The organism is Pseudooceanicola nitratireducens (assembly GCF_900109195.1).
GTDB lineage: Bacteria > Pseudomonadota > Alphaproteobacteria > Rhodobacterales > Rhodobacteraceae > Pseudooceanicola > Pseudooceanicola nitratireducens.
This window is the reverse complement of the sequence record NZ_FNZG01000002.1, coordinates 883,657-897,847: the sequence shown is the minus strand read 5'-3', so window position 1 is coordinate 897,847 and position 14,191 is coordinate 883,657. Positions and strand designations below refer to the sequence as shown.

General features: G+C 66.1%; 11 protein-coding genes. 4 read left to right on the top strand and 7 right to left on the bottom strand.

What is annotated here, in order from left to right; genetic code table 11:
* Positions 1–3: 3 nt before the first annotated feature.
* Positions 4–1,332, bottom strand: a complete 1,329-nt coding sequence (locus BMX99_RS10180) for an MmgE/PrpD family protein (protein ID WP_093450841.1) — start codon at positions 1,330–1,332, stop codon at positions 4–6.
* Positions 1,329–2,138, bottom strand: a complete 810-nt coding sequence (locus BMX99_RS10175; protein ID WP_093450838.1) for an HpcH/HpaI aldolase/citrate lyase family protein — start codon at positions 2,136–2,138, stop codon at positions 1,329–1,331. The genes BMX99_RS10180 and BMX99_RS10175 overlap by 4 nt, the downstream gene beginning before the upstream one ends.
* Before the next feature lie 267 nt (positions 2,139–2,405).
* Here BMX99_RS10175 and BMX99_RS10170 point away from each other — a divergent pair, with 267 nt between their 5' ends.
* Genes BMX99_RS10170 through BMX99_RS10160 form a run of 3 tightly spaced genes read left to right on the top strand, consistent with a single transcriptional unit; the run spans position 2,406 to position 5,654 of the window.
* Complete coding sequence (locus tag BMX99_RS10170) at positions 2,406–3,545, top strand: CaiB/BaiF CoA transferase family protein (RefSeq protein ID WP_093450835.1); 1,140 nt, start codon at positions 2,406–2,408, stop codon at positions 3,543–3,545.
* A gap of 45 nt (positions 3,546–3,590) precedes the next feature.
* Positions 3,591–4,757, top strand: coding sequence for an acyl-CoA dehydrogenase family protein (locus tag BMX99_RS10165; protein WP_093450833.1), 1,167 nt, complete (start codon positions 3,591–3,593; stop codon positions 4,755–4,757).
* Between the two features lie 60 nt (positions 4,758–4,817).
* Positions 4,818–5,654 carry an HTD2 family dehydratase gene (locus BMX99_RS10160; RefSeq protein WP_093450830.1) on the top strand — a complete coding sequence of 279 codons (837 nt, stop codon included), beginning with the start codon at positions 4,818–4,820 and terminating at the stop codon, positions 5,652–5,654.
* A 56-nt stretch (positions 5,655–5,710) separates the two neighbouring features.
* Here BMX99_RS10160 and BMX99_RS10155 read toward each other — a convergent pair whose 3' ends face one another.
* The gene (locus BMX99_RS10155) at positions 5,711–6,661 is read right to left on the bottom strand and encodes a LysR family transcriptional regulator (RefSeq protein ID WP_093450827.1); all 951 of its coding nucleotides are present in this window, start codon (positions 6,659–6,661) and stop codon (positions 5,711–5,713) included.
* A gap of 175 nt (positions 6,662–6,836) precedes the next feature.
* On the opposite strand from BMX99_RS10155, the gene BMX99_RS10150 reads away from it, so the two are divergent.
* The gene (locus BMX99_RS10150) at positions 6,837–7,760 is read left to right on the top strand and encodes a LysR family transcriptional regulator (protein WP_093450824.1); all 924 of its coding nucleotides are present in this window, start codon (positions 6,837–6,839) and stop codon (positions 7,758–7,760) included.
* Between the two features lie 66 nt (positions 7,761–7,826).
* On the opposite strand, the gene BMX99_RS10145 is transcribed toward BMX99_RS10150, so the two are convergent.
* The 4 genes from BMX99_RS10145 to BMX99_RS10130 form a co-directional block, all read right to left on the bottom strand.
* On the bottom strand, positions 7,827–9,746 hold the full coding sequence (locus BMX99_RS10145) for a TRAP transporter permease (protein WP_093450820.1): 1,920 nt from the start codon (positions 9,744–9,746) through the stop codon (positions 7,827–7,829).
* Positions 9,747–9,812: 66 nt separating this feature from the next.
* Positions 9,813–10,958, bottom strand: a complete 1,146-nt coding sequence (locus tag BMX99_RS10140; protein WP_093450817.1) for a TAXI family TRAP transporter solute-binding subunit — start codon at positions 10,956–10,958, stop codon at positions 9,813–9,815.
* Between the two features lie 59 nt (positions 10,959–11,017).
* A complete protein-coding gene (locus BMX99_RS10135; RefSeq protein ID WP_093450815.1) occupies positions 11,018–12,235 on the bottom strand; it encodes a CaiB/BaiF CoA transferase family protein in 1,218 nt (405 codons plus the stop codon).
* Entirely contained in the window at positions 12,232–13,977 is a 1,746-nt protein-coding gene (locus tag BMX99_RS10130) for an acyl-CoA dehydrogenase family protein (RefSeq protein WP_093451327.1), read from the bottom strand. Before BMX99_RS10130 ends, BMX99_RS10135 begins: the two co-directional genes overlap by 4 nt.
* Between the last annotated feature and the right edge of the window lie 214 nt (positions 13,978–14,191).

The following is a 14,191-nucleotide window of genomic DNA, read 5'->3' as shown; positions in this document are numbered from 1 at the left end:
GCGTCACGCGCCTTCGGCAATCAGCGCCCCGATCGCGCGGGCGCTGGTCCCGCCGGGGGACGCCAGGTGATCGGCAAAGGCGGGGCCCATGGGCCCGATCGCCGCCTGCGCCTTGCGCAGCAGCTTGTCGCGCAACAGCTTCCCGGGCAGCGGCGCGGCCAGGTCGTGGGCATAGTCCAGCACCTCGCCATCGCGCAGGGTGATCTGTCCGCGCGCCTGCAGATCCGTCACCCCTGCATCGCCCGTGACCTCGACCCGGCTGGCGAAATCCGCCAGCGCGGGATCCTGCGCCAGGGCATCGCTATAGGCCCGGTCATCCCCGGTCTCATCGCCGCGCAGCGCCATGCCCGCCAGCCAGGCATAGCTGAACTTGACCTCCAGCCCCGTGGTCGGGGCTTTCTTGTCACAAACGCTCAGCCAGCGCGGGCTGGTCAGCAGGGTTACCCCGGCCACGTCGTCCAGCGTCAGCCCTGCGGGCCTGACGGCCAGCAGCCCTTCTATCATCGCGTGGGTGCCGTGGCAGCAGGCGTGGAACTTGTACTTGTTGTCATCGAACAGGAACCCCTGCGCAGGCGGCAGGTCAAAGGCGTCCCCCACATGGGTCGCGTCGCTATGGGTGTCCAGGAACCCCTGCGGCCCGGTCAGCCCATCCAGGGCCGAGGTCATGCCAAGCCGCGCCAATTGCGCGCATTCCACCCCGGTCGAGGCCGCGATCCCCGCGTTATAGGGTTTGCCCATGGTGCCGAACTGCGACCGCAGCCCCGAGGCACGGGTCGCACACAGCCCGATGGCCGCGCGGGTCTGATCCGCGTCCAGCCCATAGAGCCGCGCCGCCGCAACGGTTGCGCCAAAGGCCCCGGCGGTGGCGGTCTGGTGAAAGCCACGATTGTAATGCGCCGCCCCCAGGGCCACGCCGATGCGGATCGCGGCCTCGGCCCCGATCACGAAGGCCTCGACCAGCTGGGCCTGAGAGGCGTCCAGCTCCTCGGCCACGGCCAGGGCGGCGGGGTAGATCCCGACTGACAGATGCCCGACATGGGCGAAATGCGTGTCGTCATAATCCAGCGCATGGCTGACCGCGCCATTGACCAGCGCCGCCATCCGCGCGGGCACCTGCATCGCCCCCGGCGCACCACCGAAGACATGGGCGACAGGGCGTCCGCCTTCGAGCGCGGCCAGGTCGCGCAGCTTGCCCGAAAGCGGTTCATCCCGCCCGGCCCAGCCGCAGACCATCCAGTCCAGCAGCGAAAGCTGCGCCTTGGCGCGTGCACCCTCGGGGATCTGGTTGGCGGGCAGATGGGCCAGGTCGACGATCTGATCGGTCAGGCTCATGCCACGTCCTCCGCCCTGGCGCGGGCCAGGATCGCCTGCGCCCGCTTGATCACCGGCGCGTCCACCATCGCGCCATCCAGTTTCACCGCCGACCCGTCGACCTGTGCCGCCGCCACGACGCGGCGCGCCCAGGCGATGTCATCTGCGGCGGGGGCAAAGCCCTGCCGCGCCGGGGCGATCTGCGACGGATGGATCAGCAGCTTGCCGCCAAAGCCCAGCTGAAGGGCATGCCGGGCATCGCCGGTGATGACCTGCGCGTCCTTCAGATCGGTGGTCACCCCGTCCCAGGGGGCCACCTGCCCGCCCAGCCGGGCCGCCAGAACCAGCGCCGACCGCGCCGCCAGAAGACTGTCGCGCGCATGCGCCATCCCCAGGTCAGCCGCATAGTCGATCGAGCCAAAGGCGATCCGCACCGAGGCCCCGGCGATCGCAACCGCGTTGTGCAGCCCAAGGGCCGTTTCGATCAGCGCGATCACCGGCTTGCCCGTGGCCTTGGCCACGCGGATGCAATCCTCGGCCCGTTCGGCCTTGGCCAGCATGACCCCGGCCAGTGGCAGCGCGGCGCAGGCCTTCAGATCTGCGGCATGCCAGTCGGTGTCGCTGGCATTGATCCGAAGGATGACCGGCATCCCGGGCCGGGCGTCAGCCATATGCGCCACGATGGCCGCCCGCGCTTCGTCCTTCTGGGCGGCGGCCACCGCGTCCTCAAGATCCAGGATCACCGCATCGGCCCCGGCCGAGGCCGCCTTGTCAAAACGGTCCATCCGCAGGCCGGGCAGGAACAGGGGGAAGGCGATCTTGTCCATCACGTCACTTTCTTTGCGTCACTTCAAGGGGCCCGCGCGGGCCAGAGGCAATAGGTGGGGACAATACCCAAGACCGCGACGCAAGGGGTATATGTTTTTCCTATACCTATCTTCGACACTTCGTATTTCCCGCAATCGCCCGCCCATGGTCTAACCTGCCCCTGACCCTCTCGGCCGTAGCCCCTGACCGCCCATGATGGCGCATCAGGGCACCGCCCATTGGCCGCGACCGGAACGCAGATTGAACCCGCAGGAAAAGGACACCTCATGGCAAAGGATCTGGATGGCCTTCTTGTCGTCTCCATCGAACAGGCCGTCGCCGCCCCCTACCTGACCGGCCGCCTGGCCGAGGCCGGGGCCCGCGTGCTCAAGATCGAACGCGCCGAGGGCGATTTTGCCCGCGCCTATGACCACCTTGTGCACGGCGAAAGCGCCTATTTCGTCTGGCTGAACCGGGGCAAGGAATCCGTCTGCCTCGACCTGCGCGAGGATGCCGACCGCAAGGTGTTCGAAGGGGCGCTGGAAAAGGCCGATGTCTTTGTCCAGAACCTGGCCCCCGGTGCCATCGACCGCCTGGGCTATGCCCCCGAGGACCTGCGCCGCAAACACCCCCGGCTGATCACCGTGTCGATCTCGGGCTATGGCGACGAAGGCCCCTATGCCAAGCTCAAGGCCTATGACCTGTTGGTGCAGGCCGAAAGCGGGCTGTCCTCGATCACCGGGAACCCTGCGGGATCGGCCCGCGTCGGTGTTTCCGTCTGCGACATCGCCTGCGGGATGACGGCGCATCAGGCGGTGCTTCAGGCACTGATCGCGCGCGGCATCACCGGTAAGGGGCGGCATATCTCGGTCAGCCTGTTCCACGCGCTGGCCGACTGGATGAACGTGCCCTACCTGCAATATGCCTATGGCGGCAAGGAACCGGCCCGCGCCGGGCTAAGCCATCCCACCATCGCGCCCTACGGGGCCTTCCCCGGATCGGACGGCAAGCTGGTGCTGCTGTCGATCCAGAACGAACGCGAATGGGTCAAGTTCTGCGACGGCGTGCTGGAACGCCCCGAGATCGCCACCGATCCGCGGTTCGACAGCAATTCCAACCGGGTCGCCAACCGCGCGGTGCTGGATGATCTGATCGCCGGGATCTTTGCGGCAAGCCCCCGCGATGCCCTGTCCGAGAAGATGCACCAGGTCGGCATCGCCAATGGCCGCGTCAGCACGATGGAGGATTTGGCCGCCCACCCCCAGAACCGCTATGTCGAGGTCGACACGCCCTCTGGCCCCGTGCGGCTGCTGTCGCCCGGCGCGGTGGTGGACGGGGCATTGCCCGAGTTCGGCCCCGTCCCCGCCCTCGGGGCCCATACCGATGCGGTGCGCGCGGAATTCACCGCCACACCCTCTTCCGACTGACACCCGATACCGCCCGCCGCGACCCTATTCATAAGGACCAACACCATGATCCCGACCAGCGCCTCTTCCGACCATGACGAACTTCGCGACGCCCTGCGTGCGCTTTGCGCCCAGTTCCCCGGCGAATACCACCGCACCCATGCGCGCAACGAAACCTACCCGGTCGAATTCATCGACGCGCTGACCCGCGACGGCTGGCTGGCCGCCATGATCCCCGAGGAATTCGGCGGTGCGGGACTTGGCCTGACCGAGGCCTCGATCGTGATGGAGGAAATCAACCGGGGCGGCGGCAATGCCGGCCATTGCCACGGCCAGATGTACAACATGGGCACCCTGCTGCGGCACGGGTCGGACGCGCAGAAGGCCAAGTACCTGCCCGGCATCGCCAGCGGAGACCTGCGCCTGCAATCCATGGCCGTGACCGAACCCACCACCGGCACGGACACCACCAAGATCAAGACCGTCGCCAGGAAGCAGGGCGACCGTTACGTGGTCAACGGCCAGAAAGTCTGGATCAGCCGGATCGAACATTCCGACCTGATGATCCTGCTGGCCCGCACCACGCCGCTGGACCAGGTGAAGCGCAAGTCCCTGGGCATGTCGATCTTCATCGTCGATCTGAAACAGGCCATCGGCAACGGCATGGAGATCCGCCCGATCCGCAACATGGTCGGCCACGAAACCTACGAGGTCTTCTTCGACAACCTTGAAATTCCCGAAGAAAACCTGATCGGCGAAGAAGGCTATGGCTTCCGCTACATCCTGGACGGGCTGAACGCCGAACGCACGCTGATCGCCGCGGAATGCATCGGCGACGGCTATTGGTTCGTGGAAAAGGCCGCGGCCTACGTCGGTGAACGCACCGTCTTTGGCCGCCCCATCGGCCAGAACCAGGGCGTGCAATTCCCGATCGCCAAATCCTACGTGAACATCGAGGCCGCCAACCTGATGCGGTTCGAGGCCTGCCGCCGGTTCGATGCCCACGAAGACTGCGGTGCCCAGGCCAACATGGCCAAGATGCTGGCGGCGGATGCGTCGTGGGAGGCGGCGAATGCCTGTCTTCAGTCGCATGGCGGCTTCGGCTTTGCCGAGGAATACGACATCGAACGCAAGTTCCGGGAAACGCGGCTGTACCAGGTGGCCCCGATTTCGACCAACCTGATCCTCAGCTACGTGGCCGAACACGTGCTGGACATGCCGCGGTCGTTCTGACCGCGCCAGTGTTCCAGCAACCACAGGCCCAAAACCCCGGCCCGTCCGAAGGAGACGACGATGGACACACCCGACGCCACGATCCGCGACTGGATCGGCCACAGCCGCAGCGTCACCGACACGCTGACCGCCCGCCTGGCCGCCGAATACCGCGCCACCATGGGGCCGATGCTGTGCAAGGGGCCGGACATTCCCGGCCTGCAATGGATCCTCGCCCCCGAGATCTATCCGGCCGAGGATCTGGGCCGCGACGCCCACCCCCGGCTGGGGCTGTTCCTGCCCGATCTCGGCCTGCCCCGCCGCATGTGGGCCGGGGGCTCGATCACATGGCACGGCGGCATCCACGAAAGCGAAACGGTACGCCGTGACACGAAGGTGCGGGATGTGAAGTACAAGGAAGGCCGCAGCGGCCGGCTGGGATTCGTCACGCTGGATCACCGCTATCTGGTGGATGGCGATCTGCGCGTGGAAGAGGTGCACGACATCGTCTACCGCGAAGACCACGATCCGTCACAGCCCGCCCCCACCCCGCCGCAGGCCGAGCCCTGGCAAGATGCCGTGGTGCGGGCGACCACGCCCGACGCGACCCTGCTGTTCCGCTATTCCGCCATGACCTTCAACGGCCACCGCATCCACTATGATCCCGCCTATGCCACCGGGGTCGAAGGCTATGCCGGCCTGGTGGTCCACGGCCCGATCCAGTCCACCTGGATGCAGCACCTGGCCACCGAAATGCTGGGCGAGGTTCCGGCGCAGTTCCGCTATCGCGGGCTCTCACCGCTGACCGCGAACACCCCCGTTCAGGTCGAGGGTCGCAAGACACCCGAGGGGCTGGAGCTGCGGGTGCGCGACATGTCCCGCGACGTGGTCACCATGACGGCCACGGCCACCGCCTGATTATTCGGGCCTGATCACTTGGACCTGATCACTCGGGCCAGCCTATTCAGGCCTGATCACAGCTGATCGGGATCAAAGGCCAGCCGCCCGTCCCAGATCCCCCGCGCCACCAGGTCCGCCGCCACCTTCAGCGTCAGCTGTTCGATGGCGGCGCAGGCGCGGGTCTGGGCCACCTTCGGGTTGCGCGCCAGGTAAACGGGGCGCGAGATCACCGGATCCACGATCGGCGCGTTGACCAGCCGCCCGCTTTCGACAAAGTCGTGGCAGGCCGCCGGCGCAAAGATCGAAAAGCCCGACCCACGGGCCACCAGTTCCTTGATCTGGGTCATCGCATCCAGTTCGGTGACCACGTTCAGCGCCACCCCGGCACTGTCGGCGGCTTGGTCGACGATCCGGCGCAGCCCGTGGCGATCGCCCGGCAACACCAGTTCGATCTGCTCCAGGTCCCGCAGCGGCACCGGCGCGCCCGGTTCGGTCGACAGCGGCCAGGCATCGGGGGCGGAGAAGAAATACAACTGTTCGTCCAGCACATGGGTCGAGACGAAATGCTCGGCCCCCTGCAGGGTGTAGAGCATGCCGATCTCGACCGTCTCATCCTCGATCCAAGTGCGGATGAAGCCGCTCATCGCCTCGCTGGCGCGCAGGCGGACCTTGGGAAGCTCGACCCGCACGGTTTCCGCCAGGGGCACCGACATCACCATCGAGGACGACGGCGGCATGCCGAAACGCACCACGCCCGAGATCTCTTGCGACAGTTCGCGCATCTCGGCCAGGCAGCGGGTCATGCGGGCGCAGATGTCCTGCGCGTGGGTCAGAAGCACCTGCCCTTCCTGGGTCAGGACCGACCCGCGCGGGGACCGGATGACCAGCGGCACGCCCAGCTCCTGCTCCATGTTGGCCAGGTGCTGCGACAGCGACGGCTGCGCCAGGTTCAGCTTTTGCGCCGCCTCCGACAGCGACCCGGAATCGGCGATCGCGATGAAATAGCGCAGCTGGCGGATGTCCATGGTCGCAAGTCCTGTGTCGTGCCCGTCCCGGGTGCAGCCCCCGCGACTTTGCATCAGCTTTACCGCAGGGGGCCCGGGCGTCCACCGCCATTCGCGCCCCGGACAGGCCCGCCCGGCAGGGATCACGATAGCAATGCGCTATTGACCGATACGGATATTGGTATCATCTAACCGCATGGCCATTACCTTCAGACAGCTGGAATATTTCGTCGCCCTCTCGGAAGAGCTGCATTTTGGCAATGCCGCGCGCAAGCTGAACATCTCTCAGCCGCCGCTGAGCGCCAGCCTGCGCCAGCTGGAGGAAACCCTGGGCTTCGCGCTGATGATCCGGTCCAACCGGTCCGTGCGCCTGACCGAGGCCGGGGCGGTCTTTGCCCGACATGCCGCGCGGCTGCTGCACCAGTTGCACCAGGCTGAAACCATCGCGGCACAGACGGCCAAGGGCACATCGGGCACGTTAAGCGTGGGCTTCGTGCCCTCGATGCTGTTCCGTCGCCTGCCCGAGATCCTCAGCCAGTTCCAGGAGGCCTATCCCAAGGTCGAACTGGTCCTGCAGGAAACCAATTCCGCCGGACAGATCGACCTGATCACCGGGCACGAACTCGACGTTGGCTTTATCCACGATGCCCCCCTGCCCGACGAGATCGACAGCCACCTTCTGGAAACAGAACGCCTGGTCTGCTGCCTGCCTCGCGGTCACCGCCTGGCCGGTCGCGGCAAGATCAAGGTGCCGCAGCTGGCGGGCGAAAAGGTCCTGGTGTTCGAACGGGCCTATGCGCAGTCGAACTATGACCGCATCGCAGAAGTGCTGGCCGAAGGCGGGATGGCCCCCTACGACGGCTACCGGCTGCGCAACTGGTTCACCGTCGTTACCCTGGTCAGCCAAGGCATGGGCGTCGCGCTGGTGCCGCAGTCGCTGGCGCGGATGGATTACGGTGACGTAGTCTACGTGGAAATCGACGGCACCGAGGCCGAACATCGCGTGTCGATGATCTTCCACCAGAATTCCGGCAACGAAGTGGTCCGCGAATTCCTGCGCTTCGTGAAGGCGACCGAGATGGGGCAGATGCAGCCCCTGGAATGGGTCCCCGAGGTCTGAACGCCCCTTTCAAACGCAAAAGGGCGGCCCGACGGCCGTCCTTTGTGTTTGTGATTGCCTTGGGGCTCAGGCCAGTTGCCTGCGCCTTTTCGCCAGCAGGATCAGCACCGTGACCACCATGACGGCAATCCCGCCCAGCTCGACTGTGCGGACGGGCACGACGATCATCAGCGCGCCCACACCGACCGCGACGCGCGCCAGCATGCCGATCCGGCCGACACCGTACAGGTAGCCTTCAAGCGCACAACTGACGAGAGCCAGGCCAACCACCGCGGTGCCGACCGACAGGACGACATCCACCAGCGCCCCGTCGAGGATCAGCGCAGGCTGATAGACGAAGAGGAAGGGCAGAACGAACAGAACGATGCCCAGCCGCATGGAGGTGAAGCCCGCCTCCATCCCCTTGGCCCCCGAGATCTGCGCAGCAGCGATCGAGGCCAGAGCAACCGGCGGCGTGATGTAGGACAGCATCCCCCAGTACAGCACGAACAGGTGCGACCCGATCGGAGAGAAGCCAAGGTCCACCAGCGCCGGGGCCAGCAGCGTCGCCAGGAAGATGTAGCAGGCGCTGACCGTCATCCCCATGCCCAGGATGAACGAGGTGATCGCCCCCAGCACCAGCAGCAGGAAGGGGCTGCCGCCGCCGTATTGGATCAGCTCGCGCGAGAAGGCTCCGCCCACGCCGGTGATCGACAGCGCGCCGATGACCAGGCCGATGCCGCAGAGCGTGCCGATCAGGTAGGCGATGTTGATCGTGATGTCCTCGATCATCACGCAGACACCTTCCCAGGTCGGCAGCTTGCGGTGCCGCACCAGCGCCATGACCAGCATCAGCGCCGTTGCGTAATAGGCCGCACGCCCGGGGCTGACGGTGAACAGCAGCGTGACCAGCGCGATCAGCGCCAGCACATGATGCCAGCCGTCGCGCAGGGCTTCGACGACGGTCGGCTGCCCCTCGGCCACGGTCGTCTGCATGTTGGTGCGCGCCGCGTATAGGTCGACCTGGAAGAACAGCGTCAGGTAATACAGCACCGACGGCACCACCGCCGCGACCATGATCGTGGTGTAGGAGGTATCCAGGAAGGACGCCATGATGAAGGCCACGGCCCCCATCACCGGCGGCATCAGCGTACCCCCGGTCGAGGCGCAGGCCTCGACCGCCGCCGCGTAGCGCGCGGGATAGCCGGTGCGCTGCATGGCCGGAATGGTCAGGCGACCGGTGGTCAGCACGTTGGAAATCACGCTGCCCGACAGCGACCCGAACAGCCCCGAGGACAGGATCGCCACCTTGGCCGGGCCACCCCGGGTCCGACCCATCAGCGCATTGGCGAAGTCCATGAAGAACTGCCCGCCGCCCATGATGTTCAGCGCGGATCCGAAGATGATGAAGCCGACCAGCGTGTCGGCGACGACGCGCAGCGGAATGCCGATCACGCCCTCGGCCCCCATGACCAGCGAGGCCACGGTTTCGTTAAGCGCGAAGGACGGCCCCCACAGGAAGCCCGGCATCGCATCGGCAAACAGCGGATAGGCGGCAAAGGTGCCGCAGATCACCAGAAGGATGGTGCCGCCGATACGGCGCACGGCCTCAAGCGACAGGGCGATGGTCACGCCAGACACGATCGCGGCCTGCTGCGGCGGGATGATGTCCCAGCCCTGGGTCAGGATGCTTTCGCCGACGGAACACAGGTAGAGCCCGCAGCCCAGGCTAAGCACGGCGGTCAGCGCATCGATCAGCCGCACCGGCGTGCCACGCCCGGCCAGCGGGAAGATCAGGAAGGACGCGGCCAGGTACAGGCCGATGACGAGATAGTAGAAGCGGTTGGCCAGCAGGGGAAACAGCCCCGCGACCTGGATGTTGAAGGTCTGCAGGATGATCGCGCAAAGGCCAAGCACGCCAAGCGCGACAACGGCCAGCCGGCCCCGGTCTGCAAAAATGGAAACGGCCCGCGGCTCGGCGGACCCGGAAGAGGTGACGTCAGTCATGTGGACACCTGTCGACAGAAGTGGAAACGCACGGCCCGATCAGGCCGTGCGTTGAAGGGAACCGGATCAGTTCAGCATCTCGCTGCGATACTTTTCCCAGTGTGCGGGCCAGTCCTTGTCGGACAGGCCTTGTTCTGCGGCCGCGTCGAAGGCGGCGTTCCAGGCTTCCTTGACCTGCTCCAGGCGCTCGACGCGCTTGGCGTTCCAGGCGTCGGCTTCTTCGGTCCAGACACCGATTTCCGTCAGATAGCGGACCGCGCCGGGGTGGAAGGGGGCATCTGCCGGCGGCACGCCTGCGCCCTTGATGTCCCAGGCGGGGGTCGCCGCGGTGGCCGAGGCGTAGATGTCGTAGGTTTCATCCAGTGCCTTGACGAAGTTGTAGACTTCGTCTTCGTCCGCGTTGGCATAGACCGTGATCATCGGGTAGCGGACCGAGATCATGGGCGAAGAGGCCTCTTCGCTCAGGCCGGCACCGGCGGTGGCGTCGGTCGGCCCGAAGAAGCTGGCGACCTTGGTGATGTTGGCCCAGCCTTCGGCATCGTCGGCAGCCAGCGGCAGCCAGGCGATCCCGTGCGACGAGGATTCCATCTCGTACAGGGTTGCCGCCGTCGGGGTCGACCCGACCGCATCCACCACACCATCGACCAGGGCGGTCAGCATGGCACCGTAGGACGGCATTTCAACGACCTGGACGTCGTCCCAGGTCAGGCCGCCGAAGGCCAGCATGGCCTCGATCTTGATGTTGATCGACGGGTTCGCCTTGATCTGGGGCACGCGCTTGCCGCGCAGGTCCTGGATCGAGGTGATGCCGCTGTCGGCCGCAACCGCCATCCCGAAGGTCGAGGGACGGCCCGCGACGATGCGCAGATCCTGGGGACCCCATTCCTGGGTGGCAAAGTCGTGCACGGCCTCGGTCGCGAAGAAGACTTCGTTGGCCAGCCAGCCGTACTGGACCCGGCCGGTGCGCAGCGGCAGCAGACGCCCGATCGAGGTGCCCGAGGGCATGATGCGGACGCGGGTGCCGAATTCCTTGCCGAAGGCATCGGCGATGGCCGCCGCTTCGACATAGCCGCTGGAGCCGACGTCATAGGTCGACCAGAGCATCGACTTGGGCAGCGTGGCCTCCTGGGCCGAGGCCGCCGTGCCAGCAGCGACGCCACAGGCCACAAGGCCCAGCACCGCGGCACCGCGCGTGAAGATGGATCGGAACATGGTGTTTTCCTCCCTTTGACGCACCGGATGGGGCGCCTTCCTGGTTCAGCCGGCCATGGTCAGGCCGACGGTTTGGTCGGGGCCACGCCCAAATCGCGCAGCGCCCGGATGTCCTCTTCGTCGTAGCCGGCCTCGCGCAACACCTCCTCGGTGTGTTCGGCGAAGCCCGGTGGCTTGCGACGGAAGGTGGCAGCAGTGCCCGACAACTTGGCCGGAGCACCGAGCCCCTGGTATTCGTCAATCTCGACCCGCATCTCCCGGTGGTGGGTGTGCGGATGGGCCAGGGCCTCTTCGACGTTCAGCACCGGACCTGCCGGAACCCCGGCGCGGATCAGCCTGTCGGCCAGCTCTGCCCCGTCGGTTTCGGCCAGCGCGGCCTCTAGCGCCTGGGTCAAGGCAACACGATTTTCCACGCGCTTCCCGTTGGTGGAAAAGCGCGGATCAAGGGGCAGGTCTTCGGCCCCGATCTCGGAACACAACTTGCTGAATTGACGATCATTTCCGACGGCGAAGTAGACGTCTCGCGTTGCCGTCCGGAAGGTTGAGTAAGGCGAGATATTCGGGTGATCGTTGCCCGTCAAGGCAGGCACCCGCCCCGAAAGGGCATAATTCGCCGCATGGGGATGCAACAGCGAAATTGCGGAATCGAAGAGGGCGGCTTCGACGAACTGCCCCTGCCCCGTGGCGTGCCGGTGATGCAGCGCCATGGTGATCGCCAGCACCGCGTTCAGACCGGTGACCATGTCGACAACCGGCAGCCCGACCCGGGTCGGGCCGCTGTCAGGCGTGCCGTTGACGCTCATGATGCCGCCCATGGCCTGGAGGATGGCGTCATAGCCGGGCATGCCGCCCATGGGGCCATCCGCGCCGAAACCGGTGACACGGCAATGGATCAGCCCGGGGAACTTCTGCGACAGCACGTCGTAGCCCAGACCCCATTTCTCCATCGTGCCGGTCTTGAAGTTTTCCAGCAGAACGTCCGCCCCGTCGAGCAGCCGCAGCAGCGCGTCCCGGCCTTCGTCCCGCCGCAGATCCAGCGCGATGCCGCGCTTGTTGCGGTTGAGGCCAAGGAAATACGACGCCGTTTCGTCCCGGAAGGGCGGGCCCCAGGCCCGGGTCTCGTCTCCTGCGGGGGGTTCGACCTTGATGACGTCAGCGCCGTGATCGCCCAGGATCTGGCCCGCGAAGGGCCCGCCCAGAACGCGGCTGAGGTCGATCACCTTCAACCCGGTCAGCGCGCCCTGGCTGCCGGGGGTCTGTTCTTGTGCCGTGGTCATTCCGCAGCCACCTTCAGGATCGGTGCGCCCTGATCGTCAAAGGCGCGGTCAAGCAGGGCGTCCGCCGCCGCCTGATCTGCCGAGACCGAGGCCAGCGGATCGCGGGCCGTCAGCTTGTGCGCCACGACGGCGCTGGCCAGCGACGCCCGGTCCGAGGCCGCGTTGTGCCCGGCCTGGCGCAATTGCCCGGCTTCCCAGCACATGACAACGGCCGAGGTCGCGTTGTAGACGCCGGTGACCGCCTGACGGGTGTCACCTTCGCGGGCGCGGTCGGCGGCGACCTCGCTTAGCAGCTTGGCAGCGCGTTCAAAGGCTTCCAGCGCGGGGCGGGTCTCGTCGATCCCTTGCGTGATCGCCTCGCCAGCGATGTCGCGCACGTAGTCCGACAGCGCATCCAGCGCGCCTTCGCGCCGGGCGGCGCGGGCCACGTCCAGGGCAACAATGTTCGACGTGCCTTCCCAGATCGACCCAAGGTGGCTGTCGCGCAGCACCCGGGCGTCGGACCATTCCTCGATATAGCCGCAGCCGCCGCGCACCTCCATCGCGTCGCCGGCGACCTTGCGGGCATCGCGGCAGGTGCGGAACTTGATCAGCGGCGTCAGGATGCGCAGGACCTTGGCCATGCGCGCGTCGCCCGCATCGGCCGCCTGCAGCGCCCGGGCCGCGTGGAAGACCATGCTGCGCCCCTGTTCGGCGGTGGTCAGCATCTTGGCCAGCTGCACCTTCATCAGCGGCAGATCCGCAAGGCGGCTGCCAAAGGCGGTGCGGTTGCGGGCAATGAACATCGCCTCGTTCACCGACCGGCGCATCATGCCGGCGCTGCGCACGCCATTGGCCAGGCGGGACATGTTGATCATGTCGGTCATCTGCTTGAAGCCCTGCCCCGGTTCACCGACCAGGTAGGCGGTGGCCCCGTTCAGCGAAATCTCACCGCTGGCCATGGACTTGGTGCCCATCTTGTCCTTGAGACGCAGGATCGAATAAGCGTTCCTGCTGCCATCCGGGAGGATGCGCGGCAGCAGGAACAGCGAAAGGCCCTTGGTGCCCGTATCGCCCCCTTCGGGGCGGGCCAGGACCATCGCAAGCGCGGCGTCGGGGTTCGAACAGAACCACTTGTCGCCATGAAGTTTCCAGTCGCCGTCAACCAGTTCGGCGGTCGTGTCGATTGCACCCACGTCCGACCCTGCGGCCTGTTCGGTCATGAACATCGCGCCCTGGAACAGGTCGTCCATGTCCTGGCTGGTCAGCTGATCGAAATAGCGCGCCACCAGGTCGGGATCGCCGAATTTCACCAGCGTGCGCGTCAGGCTGTCGGTCATCGACAGCGGGCACATCAGCCCGAACTCGGCCTGGACGAAAAGATAGACCAGCGCGTATTTCACCAGCGGAGGAAGCTTGTCGGCCGACCCGAAGACGCCGCCGCGATGCGACATGGCGGCCAGGCCGAATTCGGAAAAGGCGTAGCGCTCAAGCTCCTGGAAGTCGGGGTGCTTGGTGATCTTCTCATCCGAGGCCCCGTTGCGCGACCGGATCGCCAGGGTCGGCGGGTTCTTGTCAGCCGAGAGAGCGAGCTTTTCAAGGTCGGACCCGACCAGCGCGCCAAGTCGATCCAGTTGCGGAGCGGCAAGAGACAGGGCATCATCTGTCAGGTAGACCGACAGCAGCGCGGCCATGGCGGGATCTACCCGGTAGGCATTGGACCCATAGCTGTCCGGAATATTTCTGTGCACGGAACCGGCCATCGTCTCCTCCTTCATCAACGGCTATCCGGTTGTGCTACTCCTCCAATGATCGCAAATAAAATACTATATTCAAATTGAATGATAGCAATTCAGGTATCACCGCCTCATCGTCGCGCACCCCGCCCCCTGTACCGTAAGATCCGGCAGAAACCTCGAGCGACGGTTATAATGTTGAAAATGGGACATCCCAGAAACGAGGAAAATGGATGAAGTA